This window comes from Streptomyces thermovulgaris (assembly GCF_002155915.1).
GTDB lineage: Bacteria > Actinomycetota > Actinomycetes > Streptomycetales > Streptomycetaceae > Streptomyces > Streptomyces thermovulgaris.
The window spans coordinates 1-16,921 of sequence record NZ_MUME01000303.1 but is presented as its reverse complement, the minus strand read 5'-3'; the positions used below and the strand labels follow the sequence as shown (position 1 = coordinate 16,921).

The window sequence follows — 16,921 nt, the reverse complement described above, 5'->3', positions numbered from 1 at the left end:
CCCGTACCGGTTCGGCTCCCGTGTCGACCGGCGCGGCGAGAGCAGGGCCGTCGCCCGGAGGCAGGTGCAGGCGATCCTGCGGCAGCTCTTCCCGGCCACCGAGGGTGTCGCGATCGACCACACCTGGTCCGGTGCGCTNNCCTGGACGAGCGCACCGGACCGGGCTGGGCCGGCGGCTGCGTCGGACACGGCGTGACCAGCGCCACCCTCGCCGGCCGTACCCTGCGCGACCTGATCCCGCGCCGCAGGACCGGCCTCACCCGGCTGCCCTGGGTCGGCCGCACGGTGCGCGGCTGGGAGCCGGAGCCGCTGCGCCGGCTGGGCGTGCGCGGCCTCTGCGCCGCCCACCGGGCCGCCGACCGGCACGAGGACTCCGGACTGGAGCGCACCTCCGTCATCGCCCGCGTCGCCGATGCCGTCAGCGGCCGCTGAAGGGAGCCGGCCCCTTCGGGAACACCGCCCCGTCGTCCCGCCGCCCTCCTTCATCGACTCGTCGACCGCACAGGGACACAACCACATGGGGGCACGACCACACAGGGGCATCTGCACAGCCGAAGCCGCCGCCCCGGCGCAGCACGCCGCTGCCGGGGCGGCGGCTTCCTCCGTGTCGCCGCGTGGACCGGCACCGTCCGTATCGACTGCGTCGGCGACTGCTTCTCCCGGCGCGGGCCGACGGGCCGTCGCCTTCGCCTTCACGTCCAAGGGAAGCAACTCGCCCTGGAGGCAAGGGAGACGGCCGGGGCGGCAGCGTGGCTGCGGTTCGCGTCCTCCCGCACCGGCCGGCCGTCGGCTCGTGCGTGCTCCCGGTGCGTGCACCGCCTTTCCGGCTCTCCCCGGCCGGGCAACCCGCCGGGGCGGCGGCAGCTTGTACACCACTTCCCCGAGCTTAGCCAGCCCAGGATGCGAATTGGACCATCCTGTATCCGGTCTGCTACACACCGCTTGGGCGGTGTCTGAAGAGAAGTGGTTCATGTGACAAGGGTTCTGATGAGCAGTAACCATTCTGCTGTATGCCCTGCATCGTGTGATCGACCGGATACGACCGCGGTTCCCATGGAGTTGTAGGCTTCCCCGCGGTGATCACGAGGGAGCAGTCCCCCCCACCTCCCCCTTGGTTGTGCTCCCGCCGCAGGAGCGGGTTTCACCGACCGGCACCGCGACCGCGAACGATGGTCCCCTTCCCCGTTGTTGACTTGTCTTGAGGGTGTTTCATGGCTCGCTCCCCGTCTTCCGCGTCCCACCCACGCCCGAGCGGGCTGCTGTGGCCGGTCGTCCTGGGCCCGGCCGCGGCCTGTGCCGCCGCCGTCGCCCTGATCGCCGGCGGAACGCGTCCCGGGTGGGCCGTGGCAGGGGGCGTCGCGGTCCTGGTCCTGCTGGCGGCCGTGGAGTGGACGCGCCGCCGGTACCGCGGCGCCGTGGCCGAGAACGAGCGCTTCCGTGAGGAGATCGACGAGCGCCTCCGTGAGGAGATCCAGGAGCGCCACAGGGAGCTCCAGGAGCAGGAGGCCCGGTGGCGGGCCCTCGCGGAGGAACGTTCCGAGGCGCTGCGCGCCGCGATCGAGCACCTGGTGACGGTGCAGCTGCCCGCGTTGCTGAGCGACGAACCGGCGTCGTCCGTGTCCGGCGGCGACAAGGCCCGGAACGACGGCGGCAAGGCCGGGAGGACGGCCGGCGGCAAGGTCGACGAGGACGTGGCCCGGGGGCTCGAGCGGGTGCGTGCCGTGGTGGCCGGGATGGCCGAGGAGAGCCGGGAGCGGCAGGAGACCCTGCGGCTGGCGGTGGTCGCCCTCGCGCGGCGGGTGCAGGCGGCGGCGCACCGCATCCAGGAGGAGGCGTCGCTGATGGCGTCCCGGCACCCGGAGAACGCCGACGTCCTGGAGACGAGCATGGCGGTGGACCACTCCGCGGCCCAGCAGGCGCGGCTGGCCCAGAGCCTGGCGGTGCTGTGCCGGGAGTGGCCGGGGCAGCAGTGGCAGAACCCGCTGGCCCTGGTGGACGTGGTGCGGGCCGCCTCGGGCCGGATCACCGCCTTCCAGCGGGTGGAGGTGGCGGGGGAGCAGGATGTGGCGGCCGCCCCGCAGGTGGTCGAGCCGCTGATCCACCTGACCGCGGAGCTGCTGGCCAATGCCACGCAGTCCTCCCCGCCGCGCACCAAGGTGTCGGTGGCGGTGCGCTCCGTGCAGCGGGGCGCCGTCATCGAGATCGACGACGGCGGGGTGGGCATGGACGAGCACTCGCTGGCGCAGGCCCGCGAGGTGGCCTCGGGACGCAGGCCGGTGGGGATCGGCGAGGTGGGCGAGGTGCCGCAGACGGGCCTCGCGGTCGTCGGGGAGTACGCCCGCCGCCACGGGTTCGGAGTGGACCTGATGCCCTCGCCGTACGGCGGGATACGGGCCGTGGTCCTGGTGCCGACCGCGATGGTGGAGACCCTCGAGCCGGCGGGGGTGAACCTTCCGAGGCAGCGCGCCCGTGCCGCGGAGCCCGCCGCACCCGCGGCCCCCGCGTCCTCGCGGGGGCCCGCCGGCGGGGGCACCGCACCCTCGGGGCTTCCGCAGCGGCGCTCGCTGAGAGGCAGGTCGGGCGCCGGTTCCCCGGGCGGGGCTGACGTCTCCCCGACCACCGCGGACTCCTCGCCGGCCGCGGCGGCACAGGCCGCGCCGGCCCCGACACCGCAGCAGGCGGCGGACTGGATGGGCGCCTACTTCCGGGGAGGACAGGGCGCGGATCCGGCTCCGGGTGACACGGCCGGTGACGCCGGCGACAACGTCCGTAACAACACGCAGGAGTGAGAAGGCCGATGACGCAGGACCAGCAGAAGGCGCAGGAGCAGAGCTGGATGATCGCCGACGTCACGTCGGTGCAGGGGGTGCGGCACGTGGTGGTGCTGAGCTCGGACGGGCTTCCGGTGACCTGGTGCGACCGCACCGACCAGGAGACCGCCGACCGGCTGGCCGCGGCCTGCTCCGGCCTGCAGTCCCTGGGCAAGAGCCTGGCGCAGGAGTTCGGCTCCGGGAACCAGACGGTGCGCCAGCAGCTGACCGAGTGGGACGGCGGCTTCCTGTTCGTCCGCTCCGCCGCCACCGGCACGCACCTGGCGGTGGTCACCGACGCGGTCGTCGACCCGGCCCTGGTGGCCCAGCAGATGCAGGCCCAGGTCCTCAAGCTCGGGGAGCGGGGGCTGGCGACCCCGACCCGCCAGGAAGTCCAGGCATGAGTGACCCCCAGGAGTACCGGGACAGCCCGCTGCGGCCGTATGTGCTCACCGGCGGGCGGTCGCGGCCGACCCGCAACACCCTGCGGGTCGACACTCTGCTGCTGGCCAATCCGGACAAACCTCTGCCGGTCTCGGCCAGCCGCCAGGAACGGGCGCTGCTGACGATGTGCACACGGCTGCTCTCCCTGGCGGAGGCCGCCGCCCATCTGGAGCTTCCGGTGAGCATCGTCACCATCCTGGCGTCCGACCTGGTGGACTCCGGGCATCTGCAGGCGCGTTCGGGCATTCCGGCCGCCTCCTCTCCCGACCCGTCACTCCTTGAGGAGGTACTGCATGGTCTCCGCAAACTCCGCTGACCGCTATCTGCCCCATACCGTGCAGCAGCCGGTGAAGATCCTCATCGTCGGCGCCTTCGGCGTCGGCAAGACCACCCTGGTCGGCTCGGTCAGCGAGATCCGGCCGCTGCGCACCGAGGAGACCATGACCGAGGCCGGCGCGGGGGTGGACAGCCTGGCCGGTCTGCCGGAGAAGCGCACCACCACGGTCGCGATGGACTTCGGCCGCATCACCCTCAACGAGCGTCTGGTGCTGTACCTGTTCGGCGCCCCGGGCCAGCGCCGCTTCTGGAATCTCTGGGAGGGCCTCGCCGAGGGCGCGGTGGGGGTGCTCGTCCTGGTCGACACACGCCGTCTGGAGGACAGCTTCGAGGTGCTCGACCAGCTCGAACTGCGCGGGGACACGCCCTTCATCGTGGCGGTCAACCGCTTCCCCGACACCCAGCACTACAGCGAGCAGGAGCTGCGGCAGGCGATGGACCTGCTGCCCGAGACCCCGATCGTGGAGTGCGACGCCCGTGACCGGACCGAGGCGATGGACGCGCTGATCGCCCTCGTCCAGCACGCGACCGAGCTCTCCCGCGCGCGGAAGGTGGCCTCATGACTCCCTCACCCCCGCCGGGCTGCCCGGCACACACCACGACGGCCGGACTCACCTCCCTGTCCGAGGTGACGGCGTCCGCCGATCCGCACAGCGTCTACCGCCGGCTGCGCGAGGAGTGGGGCCCCGTCGCCCGGGTGGAGCTGGAACCCGGCGTGGCCGCCTGGCTCGTGATGGGCTATCAGGAGCTGCTCACCATCACCCGCAACGAGAAGCTCTACTCCCGCGACGCACGCAACTGGGGCGACTTCCAGACCGGTGTGGTCCCCCCGGACTCCGGGCTGGGACCGATGATGTTCTGGCGGGCCAATGTCATCGGCGCCGACGGGGAGGAGCACCGGCGGCTGCGCCGGCCGCTGGACGACGGGGTCAGCTCGATCGACCAGCGGCGGCTGCGGCGGTCGGTCCAGGCGATGTGCTCCGACCTGATCGACGGCTTCGCCGACCGCGGCAGAGCCGACCTGGTGGCCGAGTACGCGCAGTCCATTCCGCTGCTCGCCATCGCCTCCCTGTTCGGCCTGGACATGGCCGAACGGTACGAGCTGCTGGCCGGTCTGGCGGCGCTGTTCGGCTCCGCCGACGACTCGCAGGCCGGCAACCGCCGGTTCGAGGAGGTCCTCGCCGATGTCATGAACGCCCGCCGGAGCGCACTCTCCGACGACCTCACCTCCGGATTCCTCGCCCACCCCGATCTGCGCGACGACTCCGAGGTCCTGCAGTCCATGGTGGTGATGATCTCCGCGGGGCAGGAGACCACCACCATCTGGATCGCCCGCACCCTGCAGCTGATGCTCACCGACCCGCGTTTCGCCGGACGGATGCGCGGCGGACGCCTGGGCATCGACGACGCCCTGGACGAGGTGCTGTGGCGTCACCCGCCCATGACCCACATGCCCGCCCGCTACGCGCTGCGCGACACCGAGCTGGGCGGTCAGCGCATCCGCAAGGGAGACGCCCTGATCCTCGGCCTGGCCGCCGCCAACGACGATCCCCGCATCCACGACGGCGACCCCTCGGCGGAGCCGGGAAACCGTTCCCACCTGGCCTGGAGCGCCGGTCCGCACGCCTGCCCCGCCCGGATTCCCGCCCGTCTGATCACGCGCACCGCCGTCGAGACCGCTCTGCACCGCCTGCCCGACGTCCGGCTGGAGATTCCCGCCGACGAGATCGCTCTGCGGCCTTCGCCGTGGACGCGCTGCCCCGTCTCCCTGCCGGTGACCTTCACCCGGCCCCTTTCCCCGGCGCCGCCTCATGGAGCATGATCATTTGACAATCCGCCAGAACGCGGCCCGCCAACGGAGGTAGTGCATGACCGTCCAGGACGTCTCCGCCCACCAGGTGCCCCTGATCCGCCTCGACCCCACCGGTTCCGACCACCACGGCGAGGCCGCTCGGCTGCGCGAGCTCGGCCCCGTCGTCCGGGTCGAGCTGCCCGGCGGTGTGCGGGCCTGGGCGGTCACCCGTCACCAGCTCCTCGTCGACCTGGTGACCGACCCCCGGATCAGCAAGGACTGGAACAACTGGAACGCCATCCGCAACGGCGAGATACCCGACGACTGGCCCCTGATCGGCATGGTCAAGGTCACCAACATGGTGACCGCCGACGGCGCGGAGCACCACCGGCTGCGCAGACTGGTCACCAAGACCCTGACCCCGCAGCGGGTCCAGTCCCTGCGCCCGCGCATCGTGGAGATCACCGAGAACCTGCTGGACGCCCTGCCCGGGCACGCCGGCGAGGACGGGGCGGTCGACCTGCGCCGGCACTTCGCCTACCCGGTGCCCATGCAGGTGATCTGCGAGCTGGTCGGTGTGCCCGAGCACGAGCGCGACGAGATGCGCGCCCTGGTCGACAGCATCTTCCGCACCAACACCACCCCGGAGGAGGTGCTGAACACCCAGCGGGACATCTACCTGCTGCTCGACCGGCTCGTCGAGGCGCGGCGCAAGGAGCCGGGGGACGACCTGACCAGTGCCCTCATCGCCGCCCGCGAGGAGGAGCCCGACACCCTCAGCCACGAGGAGCTGCTCGGCACGCTGTGGGTGATGGTCTCCGCCGGCCACGAGACCACCCTCAGCCTGCTGGTCAACGCCGTCCGGGCCCTGCTCACCCACCCCGACCAGCGCGCCCTGGCCCTCGACGGGGACGCCGAGGTCTGGTCGGCGGTGGTGGAGGAGACCCTGCGCTGGGACGCCCCGATCGGCAACTTCATGGCCCGCTACCCCCTCGAGGACATCGAGATCGCCGGCGTCACCATCCCCGCGGGCGAGGCCATCCTCGCCCCGTACAGCGCCGTCGGCCGGGACAGCACCCACCACGGGCCGAACGCCCACCGCTTCGACATCACCCGCCCCCGGACCAGGCACATCTCGTTCGGTCACGGGCCGCACATCTGCGTGGGCGCGCCGCTGGCCCGGCTGGAGGCGAACATCGCGCTGCCGGCACTGTTCGCCCGCTACCCCGACCTGTCGCTGGCGGTGGACCCCGGCGACCTCGTGCCCGTCGCCTCCATGTTCTCCAACTCGGTCCAGGCCCTCCCCGTCCACCTGGGGACGCCGAGCTCTGGCGGCGCCTGACCGCGCCGGGGCACTGGACGGCGCCGAGCGGCCCTGAGGTGCGGGACCTGGTCCGACGGGTTCCGCACCTTTGTCGTCCGCCGAGGCCGTCCGTCGCTGTCGTCCGCCGGCCGGCGTCCGTCGGGCCGGCGTGTGCCGTGGGACGATGGCCGCGGCGGTCCCGGCGGCCCTCCCGCCGACCCTCTGCATAGAAATTCAAAAGTTCGTATAGACTTCCAAGGTGGCAGCCTCGCCCCTGCCCGTCCCTGTCCACCCCTGTCCATCCCGTCCGCTCGGTCCGTTCCGTCCCCCACCTGCTGGAGTGCCCCCATGGCGACAGTCCCGACCGCCCTCGCCGGCCGCCACTTCCTCAAGGAGCTGGACTTCACCCAGGAGGAGTTCCGCGGTCTGGTCGAGCTGGCGGCCGAGCTGAAGGCCGCCAAGAAGGCCGGCACCGAGACGCCGTACCTGCGGGGGAAGAACATCGCGCTGATCTTCGAGAAGACCTCGACCCGCACCCGCTGCGCGTTCGAGGTCGCCGCCGCCGACCAGGGGGCCTCGACGACGTATCTCGACCCGTCCGTGTCGCAGATCGGGCACAAGGAGTCCGTGAAGGACACCGCCCGCGTCCTCGGCCGGATGTACGACGCGATCGAGTACCGGGGCGACAGCCAGGACACCGTCGAGGAGCTCGCCGCGTACGCCGGCGTCCCCGTCTACAACGGGCTCACCGACGACTGGCACCCCACCCAGATGCTCGCCGACGTGCTCACCATGACCGAGCACGGCGCCAAGCCGCTGAACGAGACCACCTTCGCCTACCTCGGCGACGCCCGCTTCAACATGGGCAACTCCTACCTGGTCACCGGCGCCCTGCTCGGCATGGACGTCCGCCTGGTCGCCCCCAAGACGTACTGGCCGGCCCAGGACGTCGTCGACCGGGCCCACGAGCTGGCCGCCTCCAGCGGTGCGCGCATCACCCTCACCGAGTCCCTGGACGACGGTGTGCGCGGGGCCGACTTCGTGGCCACCGACGTGTGGGTGTCCATGGGCGAGCCCCAGGAGGTGTGGGCCGAGCGGATCGCGGCCCTCGCCCCGTACGCGGTGACGATGGACGTCCTGCGCGCCACCGGCAACCCGGACGTGAAGTTCCTGCACTGCCTGCCCGCCTTCCACGACCTGGGCACCAAGGTCGGCCGCGAGATCCACGAGCGGTACGGCCTCAGTTCGCTGGAGGTGACCGACGAGGTGTTCGAGTCGCCGCACTCGGTCGTCTTCGACGAGGCGGAGAACCGGCTGCACACCATCAAGGCGGTCATGGTCGCCACGCTGGCCTGAGCGGACCCGGCCCGGCGGGCGGCGGGACCCCGCTCCCTTGTCGTGGCGCGCCCCGGTCGGCCCGGTGCCGCGGCGCGGCGGCGGGCGCCGGTCAGGCCGGACGCAGCCGGGGCGGAGAGGTCAGTCTGAACCACACCGCCTTGCCCGACGCGGTCGGGCGGTGTCCGCAGGCGGCGCTGAGGGTGCGGATCAGCAGCAGGCCGCGTCCGTGCTCCTGCCAGGGATCCGGCGCCGTCAGGCAGGGGCGCGTCAGACCGCCGGGCGGATCCGGGTCCGGGTCGTGCACCTCGACATGGCAGCCGGTCGGCAGCAGCTCCACCACCAGCTCGATCGGGCCCCGCCCCGCGGTGTGCTCCACGGCGTTCGCCACCAGCTCCGCCGTCAGCAGCTCCGCGGTGTCGCTGTCGGCCGTGTGCTCCAGCTCGGCCAGCACGGTGCGGATCAGGGCACGGGCCACGGGTACGGCGGCGGCCGTGTGCGGCAGCGCGACGCGCCAGGAGGCGGGGGAGGTCGAGGAGGGGGGTTCGTGCACCGTGTGTCCGTTCGTGGCGCAGGGCAGCCCAGTGGGCACCATCCAGGCTGTCCTGTCGGTCGACGAGGGAATGGTACGGGGCCCGTCGGCGGCGGTTTCCGGCGGCCTCCGCACCGGCACCGCCGGACCCGGCACGGGGCGGCTCACCAGGGCGGACGGTCGGGCTCCCACGACTTCGCCCGTATGCGCCGCGCCGGTGACGGGTCCGCGACGAACCGGCGGTTATCCGCCACTTTGCCACAAACGCTATTGCGTGGCCGTGACGGCAGTCACAGATGAGTGATAGCTTCGGGGGAAACAGCTCGGCGTGGCAGAGGTCGTGGCAGTTCCCGCGAGGAGGCCGTACGTCATGAGTCCCTTCACCGGCTCCGCAGCCCGCACCTCCCACTGGCGCCATCTGCGCGTCGAGCGCGCCGACGGCATCGCCACGGTCACCCTCGCCCGCCCCGACAGGCTGAACGCGCTCACCTTCGGCGCCTACGCCGACCTGCGCGACCTGCTCGCCGAACTGTCCCGTGAGCGGGCCGTGCGCGCCCTGGTGCTGGCCGGGGAGGGACGCGGCTTCTGCTCGGGCGGCGACGTGGACGAGATCATCGGCGCCACGCTGAGCATGGACGCATCCGAGCTGATGGACTTCAACCGGATGACCGGGCAGGTCGTCCGGGCCCTGCGGGAGTGCCCGTTCCCGGTGATCGCGGCGGTGCACGGGGTGGCGGCCGGAGCCGGCGCGGTCCTGGCCCTGGCGGCGGACTTCCGCGTCGCGGACCCCACCGCCCGGTTCGTCTTCCTCTTCACCCGCGTCGGCCTGTCCGGGGGCGACATGGGCGCCGCCTATCTGCTGCCCCGCATCGTCGGACTCGGCCACGCGACCCGGCTGCTGATGCTCGGCGAACCGGTCCGCGCACCCGAGGCCGAGCGGATCGGCCTGATCAGCCAGCTCACCGACGAGGGCCGCGCCGACGAGGCCGCCCAGGCCCTCGCCCGCCGGCTGGCCGACGGCCCGGCCCTCGCCCACGCCCAGACCAAGGCGCTGCTCACCGCCGAACTGGACATGCCCCTGTCCGCCGCCGTCGAACTGGACGCCTCCACCCAGGCCCTGCTGATGCGCGGCGAGGACTACGCCGAGTTCCACGCGGCCTTCACCGGGAAGCGCCCGCCGAAGTGGCGGGGGAGGTAGAGGCGCGGTGACCGGTGCCCTGAGGGTCGCGGTCGTCGGCGGCGGCCCCGGCGGTCTGTACACCGCCGCCCTGCTGAAGCGGCTCGACCCGGACCGCGAGATCACCGTCTGGGAGCGCAACGCGCCCGACGACACCTTCGGATTCGGGATCGTGCTCTCCGACGAGACGCTCGGCGGGATCGAGCACGCCGACCCGGTGGTGTACGAGGCCCTGCGCAAGGAGTTCGTGCGCTGGGACGCCATCGACATCGTGCACCGCGGCATCCGGCACACCTGTGGCGGCCACGGCTTCGCCGCACTCGGCAGACGGCGCCTGCTGCACATCCTCCACGAACGCTGCCGCTCCCTCGGCGTCGAGCTGCGCTTTCGCACCCCGGCCCCGCCCCCGGACCGGCTCCGCGAGACCCACGACCTGGTCGTCGCCGCCGACGGAGTGCGCAGCGCCACCCGCGGGAGATACGCCGACGTCTTCCGCCCCCGGGTGACCGGTCACCGCTGCCGCTACATCTGGCTCGCCGCCGATCTCGCCTTCGACGCCTTCCGTTTCGAGATCGCCGAGACGGAGCACGGCGTGATGCAGCTGCACGGCTACCCCTACGCGGCCGGCTCCTCGACCGTGATCGTCGAGATGCGGGAGGAGGTGTGGCGCGCGGCCGGCTTCGACGCCCTGGACGAGCGGGAGTCCGTCGAACGCTGCGCCAAGATCTTCGCCGACGCCCTCGGCGGACGCCCCCTGCACTCCAACAGGTCCGTGTGGACCACCTTCCGCACCGTGACCAACGCCCGCTGGTCGCACGGCAATCTGGTGCTGCTCGGCGACGCCGCCCACACCGCCCACTTCTCCATCGGCTCCGGCACCAAACTCGCCGTCGAGGACGCCCTCGCCCTGGCCGCCTGCCTGGAGGAACAGCCCTCCCTGCCCAAGGCGCTGGCGGCCTACGAGGAGGAGCGGAAACCGGTCGTCGCCTCCACCCAGCGCGCCGCACGGGCCAGCCTGGAGTGGTTCGAGGACCTGGCCCTCCACCTCGACCGGCCGCCCCGCCAGTTCGCCTTCGGCCTGCTCACCCGCAGCCGCCGCGTCACCCACGCCAACCTCCGGATGCGCGACCCCCGTTTCACCGAGGCCGTGGAGCGCGAGTTCGGCTGCCCGCCCGGCACGCCCCCGATGTTCACCCCGTTCCGGCTGCGCGGCCTGACCCTGCGCAACCGGGTCGTGGTCTCCCCCATGGACATGTACTCGGCGGTCGACGGCGTCCCCGGCGACTTCCACCTGGTGCACCTGGGCGCCCGGGCGCTGGGCGGCGCGGGCCTGGTGATGACCGAGATGGTGTGCGTCAGCCCCGAGGGCCGGATCACCCCGGGCTGCACCGGTCTGTGGTCCGGCAAGCAGGCCGAGGCCTGGCGGAGGATCACCGACTTCGTGCACCGGCAGGCACCGGGCACCGCGATCGGCGTGCAGCTCGGCCACAGCGGACGCAAGGGGTCGACCAGGCGGATGTGGGAGGGCATGGACGAGCCGCTGCCGCGGGGCAACTGGCCGCTGGTGGCCGCCTCCCCGCTGCCGTACAGACCCGGCAGCCAGATACCGCGCCAACTCACCCGGGCCCGGCTCACCGACATCCGCGAGCAGTTCGTGAACGCCGCCGTCCGGGCCGCCCGGGCCGGCTTCGACCTGCTCGAACTGCACTGCGCCCACGGCTATCTGCTCTCCGGTTTCCTCTCCCCGCTCACCAACCTCCGCACGGACGCCTACGGAGGCTCACTGGAGAGGCGGCTGCGGTTCCCGCTGGAGGTCTTCGACGCCGTACGGGAGGTCTGGCCCGAGGAACGCCCCATGACCGTGCGGATCTCCGCCACCGACTGGGCCGAGGGCGGGACGACCGCCGAGGAGGCCGTGGAGATCGCACGTGCCTTCGCCGCGCACGGCGCCGACGCGATCGACGTGTCGACCGGGCAGGTGGTGGCCGAGGAGCAACCGGAGTTCGGACGCTCCTACCAGGTGCCGTTCGCCGACCGCATCCGCCGGGCGGTGGGCGTCCCGGTGATCGCGGTCGGCGCGATCTCCTCCTGGGACGACGTCAACTCCCTGATCCTGGCCGGGCGGGCGGACCTGTGCGCCCTGGGCCGCCCGCACCTGTACGACCCGCACTGGACGCTGCACGCCGCCGTCGAGCAGGGCTACACCGGCCCCGCCGCCGTGTGGCCCGCGCCCTACCGTGCGGGCAGCCGCCGCCCGCCGACGGGCCGCACGGACGCCCCCAAACCCCGCCTGACCCTGGGGAGATGACCGAGAGAACGGGGTCCGGTGCGGCTCAGAGCCCCACGAACTCGGCCCCCGCGTCCCGCAGCCGTTCGTGCAGCCCGCGGAAGACGGCGGCCGAGCGGGTGCCCGGCCAGTCGGCGGGCAGCAGCCGGGCGGGCAGACCCGGGTCGGCGTACGGCAGATGACGCCAGGAGTCCAGGGCGAGGAGGTAGTCGCGGTAGGCCTCCTCGGGAGGGGTGTCCGTGCGCTGCTCCCAGGCGCGCAGCACGCCCGCGTGCCGCTCCAGGAACGCCTCGTGCTGCCGGGCGATCGCCGCCAGGTCCCACCACCGCCCGACCGCCTCCGCGGTCGGGGTGAAGCCCAGGTGCTCGCCGCGGAAGAAGTCCACGTACGGGTCCAGGCCCAGCCTCTGCAGCGTGTGCCGGGTCTCCTCGTACAGCCGGGCCGGGGCGATCCACACCCCCGGTGCCGCCGTGCCGAAGCCGAGCGCGGCCAGCCGGGAGCGCAGCACGTGCCGCTTGTTGCGCTCGGACTCGGGCACGGAGAACACCGCCAGCACCCAGCCCTCGTCCCCGGGCTGCTCCGTGGCGTAGATGCGGCGGTCGCCGTCCTCCAGCAACTGCCGTGCCTCGGCGGAGAGTTCGTAGCCCGCGGCGCCCTGTGCCGTACGGGCCGGCAGCAGCAGGCCGCGCCGCTTGAGCCGTGACACCGAGGACCGCACGGACGGCGCGTCCACCCCCACGGCGGCCAGCAGCCGGATCAGCTCGGCGACGGGCACCGGGCCCGGAACGAAGCGGCCGTACGCACCGTAGAGCGTGACGATCAAGGACCTCGGGGCATGTAGCGCCTGCTGCTCGGACACGTTGATCATTTTAGGTCGTCGGCATCACTGCTGGTCACACCAGCCTCGCCGCACCGGATGCGCCCTTCCGGCCCGTCGCTGCGGGCGCTTTGGGAGCGCCGCCCGGTCCTGCTCCCGGTCACCCGCTCCCGCCGCCCCGGTCGCGCAACCGGAACCGCTGGAGCTTGCCGGTGGCCGTGCGCGGCAGCGCGTCCAGGAAGACGATCTCGCGCGGGCACTTGTACGGGGCCAGCTCAAACTTCACATGGGCGCGCAGCGCCTCCGGGTCCCGCGGCGCGCCCGGCCGCAGCACGACGTGGGCCACCACGATCTGCCCGCGGGCCTCGTCGGGCCGTCCGACGACCGCCGCCTCGAGCACGTCCGGGTGGCGCAGCAGCGCCTCCTCCACCTCCGGTCCCGCGATGTTGTACCCGGCCGAGATGATCATGTCGTCGGCGCGGGCGAGGTAACGGAAGTAGCCGTCCGGTTCGCGGACATAGGTGTCCCCGGTGATGTTCCAGCCGTCCCGTACGTACTCGCGTTGCCGTGGATCGGCGAGATAGCGGCAGCCGACCGGCCCCTGGACGGCGAGCAGACCGGGCTGTCCGTCGGGCACGGGGACGCCCCGCTCGTCCTGCACGCGCGCGTACCACCCCGGTACGGGCACGCCCGTGGTCCCCGGCCGGATGTCCTCGTCCGCCGCCGAGATGAAGATGTGCAGCAGCTCGGTCGCGCCGATGCCGTTGATGATGCGCAGCCCGGTCCGCTCGTGCCAGGCGTGCCAGGTGGCCGCGGGCAGGTTCTCCCCGGCGGACACGCAGCGCCGCAGCGAGGAGACGTCATGGGCGTCGAGTCCGTCGAGCATCGCCCGGTAGGCGGTGGGCGCGGTGAACAGCACGGACACCCGGTGCTCGGCGACCGCGGCCAGCAGCTGCCGCGGAGCGGCCTGTTCGAGCAGCAGCGCACAGGCGCCGGCGCGCATCGGGAAGACGACGAGCCCGCCGAGCCCGAAGGTGAACCCCAGCGGGGGACTGCCCGCGAACAGGTCGTCCGCGCGGGGTCTGAGCACATGCTTCGAGAAGGTGTCGGCGATCGCCAGCACGTCCCGGTGGAAGTGCACACAGCCCTTGGGCCGTCCGGTGGTGCCCGAGGTGAACGCGATGAGCGCGACGTCGTCGGCGGCGGTGTCCACGGCCGGGAAGGGGGCGTCGGGTGCCGGGCGGCGCAGGAGGTCGTCGGGGCCGTCACCGCCGTAGGTGGTCACGGTCAGCCCGGGTATCTCCGCCTTGGCCAGGTCGTCGACGGACCGGACGTCGCACAGCGCGTGCCGGACCTGGGCGATCTCGCACATGGTGCGCAGCTCGTGCGGGCGGTGCTGGGCCAGGACGGTGACGGCGATCGCGCCGGCCTTCAGCACGGCCAGCCAGCAGGCCGCCAGCCAGGGGGTGGTCGGGCCGCGCAGCAGGACGCGGTTGCCGGGGACGACACCGAGCGTGCCGGTGAGCAGGTGCGCGATGCGGTCGACACGGGTGCGCAGCTCGCCGTAGCTCCAGGTCTCTCCGGCCGGGGTGCGGAACACCGGGCGGTCGGGGCCGGCGTGGTCCAGCAGTTCGACGGCGCAGTTCAGCCGGTCGGGATAGCGCAGTTCGGGCAGGTCGAAGCGGAGTTCGGGCCACTGGTCCGGGGGTGGGAGACGGTCGCGCGCGAAGGTGTCGACATGGGCCGAGGCCGTCGGCGGTCGTATGCCGGTCCTGGTCGGATCCATGATGGTTCGCCCCCTTTGCCGTGGTGGGCTCGCATCGGGAGCGTAGCGCGCTGGTGACGACAGTCAATGGTGCGCGATACGGTGGCTGCGTCCCGGTCGCACCGGACCGTCGCGGAGGAGGACCGGCGTATGCCCGCATTCTCGCTCGGGCCCGAACAGGCCGCCTGGTGCGCCGAGTTGCGCGCTCTGGCCGCCGACCGGCTGCGTCCGCTCGCGGACCGGGGCGAGCCGGGCCGCGTCAACCGCCCCCTGCTCGCGGAACTCGGCCGACTCGGCCTGCTGGAACGGCTGTTCACCTCGGGCGCGCTGGACCTGTGCCTGATGCGGGAGTCCCTCGCGTACGTCTGCACCGAGGCCGAGACCGCCCTGGCCCTGCAGGGCCTGGGAGCCCACCCCCTGCACGCCCACGGCACCCCGGCCCAGCGCGCCCGCTGGCTGCCGCGGGTGATCGAGGGCAGCGCGGTGGCGGCCTTCGCCCTCAGCGAGCCGGACGCGGGCTCGGACGCGGCGGCACTGACCCTTCGCGCCGCACCGGAGGGGCCGGGCCGCTGGCGGCTCACCGGACGGAAGTGCTGGATCTCCAACGCCCCCGAGGCCGACTTCCAGATCGTCTTCGCACGCACGACCCCGGACGCCCGCTCCCGCGGGGTGACCGCGTTCCTGGTTCCGGCGGACCGCCCCGGCCTGACCGGCACCGCGCTGGAGATGCTCGCCCCGCACCCCGTCGGCGCACTCGACTTCGACGACGTCCCCGTCACGGCGGACGACGTGGTCGGCGAGGTGGACGGCGGCTTCCGGGTCGCCATGAGCACACTCAACCTGTTCCGTCCCAGCGTCGGCGCGTTCGCCGTGGGCATGGCACAGGCGGCACTGGACGCGACCCTCGCCCACACCGCGCGCCGGAAGGCCTTCGGCGGCCCCCTGAAGGACCTTCAGACGGTCGCCCACCAGGTCGCCGAGATGGCCCTGCGCACGGAGGCGGCCCGGCTGATGGTGTACGCGGCGGCGACGGCGTACGACGACGGCGCCCCCGACGTCCCCCGCCGCGCCGCCATGGCGAAACTGCTCGCCACCGAGACCGCGCAGTACGTCGTCGACACCGCCGTCCAGCTGCACGGCGCCCGCGCCCTGGCCCGCGGCCACCTCCTCGAACACCTCTACCGCGAGGTCCGCGCCCCCCGGATCTACGAGGGGGCGAGCGAGGTGCAGCGGGAGATCATCGCCCGGGAGCTGTACGCCGAGCCGCATCCCACCGGGGAGGCCCCATGACCGTCGAACGTGTCAACCCGCCCGACCTGTCCCCGCCCACGGGCTTCTCCCACGCCGTGGTCGCCACCGGCTCCCGGGTCCTGTTCCTGGCCGGCCAGACCGCACTGGACACGGACGGCAAGGTGGTCGGCGACACCCTCCCCGAACAGTTCGAACGCGCCCTGGCCAACCTCCTCGCCGCCCTGCGCGCCGCCGGCGGCACCCCCGCCGGCCTCGCCCGCGTCACGGTGTACACCACCGACCTCGCCGCATACCGCGCCCACGCCCCCGAACTCGGCCGCTGCTGGCGCCGGCTGGCCGGGCGGGACTACCCGGCGATGGCGGTCGTGGAAGTCGTCCGCCTGTGGGACGAGGAGGCCCTGGTCGAACTGGACGGCTTCGCGGTCCTGCCCTGACGGCCGGCGAGCGGACCGGGCCCGCTGAACCGGTCCGGGCGGCCCGCCGGCCGTGCCTCCCGCGAAGCGGTCACCACCGGGTGATCAGCAGATGGTTGAGGAGCAGGGCGAGCAGCGCCTGGGCGGCGAGCCAGGCACGGAGGGGAATCCCCCCTGCCGGAGCGGAGCCGGAGTCAGGGGAGGGACAGGAGCCGGAGGCGCGGGGGAGGAAGGAGCCGGAAGCACAAGGGAGGGCGAGGAACGCGCACGCCGGGAGCAGCCACAGCGTGAAGGGCAGCCAGATGCGTTCCGTCTCCGCCTTGCTCATGCCGGACAGATCGGCGACCAGCAGCGCCAGGAGCGCCGCGCACACGAGGAGCGCGAGACGGGCGCCGGCGGCGGAACCCGCGGGGCGGGAGAGCACGTCGCCGCGGCGCCGGACGAGCACCGCACCCGCCCGCCGCAGACCCGCCGCCGTCGCCGGGCCCGTGACGAGCACCGCGCAGGCGAGATTGGCCCACACCCAGTAGCCGTAGGGACGGATGCCTCCCACACCCTGGTGGTAGCGCGTGACCAGCAGCCGGTACGCCTCCCACCAGTTGAACCCGGCGAGCGTGAACGCCGCCGGGACCACCGCCAGCCCGGCGAGCAGGGGCACC

At 73.1% G+C, this 16,921-nt stretch carries 15 protein-coding genes and 1 pseudogene; 12 read left to right on the top strand and 4 right to left on the bottom strand.

Annotated features, from left to right (window positions below):
- The first annotated feature begins 192 nt into the window (after positions 1-192).
- The 8 genes from CCN35_RS21835 (at position 193) to argF (ending at position 8,041) form a co-directional block, all read left to right on the top strand.
- Entirely contained in the window at positions 193-432 is a 240-nt protein-coding gene (locus CCN35_RS21835; RefSeq protein WP_086793994.1) for a hypothetical protein, read from the top strand.
- A gap of 779 nt (positions 433-1,211) precedes the next feature.
- Positions 1,212-2,789: an ATP-binding protein gene (locus tag CCN35_RS21830; protein WP_086793992.1), complete on the top strand. Its 1,578-nt coding sequence runs from the start codon at positions 1,212-1,214 to the stop codon at positions 2,787-2,789.
- Between the two features lie 8 nt (positions 2,790-2,797).
- On the top strand, positions 2,798-3,214 hold the full coding sequence (locus CCN35_RS21825) for a roadblock/LC7 domain-containing protein (protein ID WP_086793990.1): 417 nt from the start codon (positions 2,798-2,800) through the stop codon (positions 3,212-3,214).
- On the top strand, positions 3,211-3,570 hold the full coding sequence (locus CCN35_RS21820) for a DUF742 domain-containing protein (protein WP_067398497.1): 360 nt from the start codon (positions 3,211-3,213) through the stop codon (positions 3,568-3,570). Before CCN35_RS21825 ends, CCN35_RS21820 begins: the two co-directional genes overlap by 4 nt.
- Positions 3,548-4,153, top strand: coding sequence for a GTP-binding protein (locus tag CCN35_RS21815; protein WP_067398499.1), 606 nt, complete (start codon positions 3,548-3,550; stop codon positions 4,151-4,153). Before CCN35_RS21820 ends, CCN35_RS21815 begins: the two co-directional genes overlap by 23 nt.
- Positions 4,150-5,412, top strand: a complete 1,263-nt coding sequence (locus CCN35_RS21810; protein WP_086793989.1) for a cytochrome P450 — start codon at positions 4,150-4,152, stop codon at positions 5,410-5,412. The genes CCN35_RS21815 and CCN35_RS21810 overlap by 4 nt, the downstream gene beginning before the upstream one ends.
- A gap of 46 nt (positions 5,413-5,458) precedes the next feature.
- Positions 5,459-6,724 (top strand): cytochrome P450 family protein, encoded by a 1,266-nt coding sequence (locus CCN35_RS21805; protein WP_067398503.1) that lies wholly within the window; start codon positions 5,459-5,461, stop codon positions 6,722-6,724.
- Positions 6,725-7,033: 309 nt separating this feature from the next.
- Entirely contained in the window at positions 7,034-8,041 is a 1,008-nt protein-coding gene (gene argF, locus CCN35_RS21800) for an ornithine carbamoyltransferase (RefSeq protein WP_086793987.1), read from the top strand.
- Positions 8,042-8,132: 91 nt separating this feature from the next.
- Here argF and CCN35_RS21795 read toward each other — a convergent pair whose 3' ends face one another.
- Complete coding sequence (locus tag CCN35_RS21795; protein ID WP_201450910.1) at positions 8,133-8,615, bottom strand: ATP-binding protein; 483 nt, start codon at positions 8,613-8,615, stop codon at positions 8,133-8,135.
- 307 nt (positions 8,616-8,922) lie between these two features.
- On the opposite strand from CCN35_RS21795, the gene CCN35_RS21790 reads away from it, so the two are divergent.
- Together CCN35_RS21790 and CCN35_RS21785 are read left to right on the top strand one after the other, a co-directional pair.
- Complete coding sequence (locus CCN35_RS21790; protein WP_086793985.1) at positions 8,923-9,750, top strand: enoyl-CoA hydratase family protein; 828 nt, start codon at positions 8,923-8,925, stop codon at positions 9,748-9,750.
- A gap of 7 nt (positions 9,751-9,757) precedes the next feature.
- A complete protein-coding gene (locus CCN35_RS21785) occupies positions 9,758-12,037 on the top strand; it encodes a bifunctional salicylyl-CoA 5-hydroxylase/oxidoreductase (RefSeq protein ID WP_245863341.1) in 2,280 nt (759 codons plus the stop codon).
- A 25-nt stretch (positions 12,038-12,062) separates the two neighbouring features.
- Here CCN35_RS21785 and CCN35_RS21780 read toward each other — a convergent pair whose 3' ends face one another.
- Together CCN35_RS21780 and CCN35_RS21775 are read right to left on the bottom strand one after the other, a co-directional pair.
- Positions 12,063-12,884, bottom strand: coding sequence for a PaaX family transcriptional regulator (locus CCN35_RS21780; RefSeq protein ID WP_067398511.1), 822 nt, complete (start codon positions 12,882-12,884; stop codon positions 12,063-12,065).
- Positions 12,885-12,993: 109 nt separating this feature from the next.
- On the bottom strand, positions 12,994-14,619 hold the full coding sequence (locus CCN35_RS21775; RefSeq protein ID WP_067398514.1) for an AMP-binding protein: 1,626 nt from the start codon (positions 14,617-14,619) through the stop codon (positions 12,994-12,996).
- Positions 14,620-14,748: 129 nt separating this feature from the next.
- On the opposite strand from CCN35_RS21775, the gene CCN35_RS21770 reads away from it, so the two are divergent.
- Both CCN35_RS21770 and CCN35_RS21765 read left to right on the top strand, forming a co-directional pair.
- A complete protein-coding gene (locus CCN35_RS21770; RefSeq protein ID WP_086793983.1) occupies positions 14,749-15,888 on the top strand; it encodes an acyl-CoA dehydrogenase family protein in 1,140 nt (379 codons plus the stop codon).
- On the top strand, positions 15,885-16,283 hold the full coding sequence (locus tag CCN35_RS21765) for a RidA family protein (protein ID WP_067398518.1): 399 nt from the start codon (positions 15,885-15,887) through the stop codon (positions 16,281-16,283). Before CCN35_RS21770 ends, CCN35_RS21765 begins: the two co-directional genes overlap by 4 nt.
- 70 nt (positions 16,284-16,353) lie before the next feature.
- Here CCN35_RS21765 and CCN35_RS21760 read toward each other — a convergent pair.
- Positions 16,354-16,921: pseudogene (locus CCN35_RS21760) on the bottom strand (hypothetical protein); the annotation flags it as partial.

What these genes read in the sequence shown, in the direction of transcription:
- CCN35_RS21825 (WP_086793990.1), top strand. Translation starts at nt 2,798, where the DNA reads ATGACGCAGGACCAGCAGAAGGCGCAGGAGCAGAGCTGGATGATCGCC.
- CCN35_RS21795 (WP_201450910.1), bottom strand. Translation starts at nt 8,615, where the DNA reads ATGGTGCCCACTGGGCTGCCCTGCGCCACGAACGGACACACGGTGCAC.
- CCN35_RS21790 (WP_086793985.1), top strand. Translation starts at nt 8,923, where the DNA reads ATGAGTCCCTTCACCGGCTCCGCAGCCCGCACCTCCCACTGGCGCCAT.
- CCN35_RS21775 (WP_067398514.1), bottom strand. Translation starts at nt 14,619, where the DNA reads ATGGATCCGACCAGGACCGGCATACGACCGCCGACGGCCTCGGCCCAT.
- CCN35_RS21820 (WP_067398497.1), top strand. Translation starts at nt 3,211, where the DNA reads ATGAGTGACCCCCAGGAGTACCGGGACAGCCCGCTGCGGCCGTATGTG.
- CCN35_RS21815 (WP_067398499.1), top strand. Translation starts at nt 3,548, where the DNA reads ATGGTCTCCGCAAACTCCGCTGACCGCTATCTGCCCCATACCGTGCAG.
- CCN35_RS21830 (WP_086793992.1), top strand. Translation starts at nt 1,212, where the DNA reads ATGGCTCGCTCCCCGTCTTCCGCGTCCCACCCACGCCCGAGCGGGCTG.
- CCN35_RS21770 (WP_086793983.1), top strand. Translation starts at nt 14,749, where the DNA reads ATGCCCGCATTCTCGCTCGGGCCCGAACAGGCCGCCTGGTGCGCCGAG.
- CCN35_RS21805 (WP_067398503.1), top strand. Translation starts at nt 5,459, where the DNA reads ATGACCGTCCAGGACGTCTCCGCCCACCAGGTGCCCCTGATCCGCCTC.
- CCN35_RS21780 (WP_067398511.1), bottom strand. Translation starts at nt 12,884, where the DNA reads ATGATCAACGTGTCCGAGCAGCAGGCGCTACATGCCCCGAGGTCCTTG.
- CCN35_RS21765 (WP_067398518.1), top strand. Translation starts at nt 15,885, where the DNA reads ATGACCGTCGAACGTGTCAACCCGCCCGACCTGTCCCCGCCCACGGGC.
- argF (WP_086793987.1), top strand. Translation starts at nt 7,034, where the DNA reads ATGGCGACAGTCCCGACCGCCCTCGCCGGCCGCCACTTCCTCAAGGAG.
- CCN35_RS21810 (WP_086793989.1), top strand. Translation starts at nt 4,150, where the DNA reads ATGACTCCCTCACCCCCGCCGGGCTGCCCGGCACACACCACGACGGCC.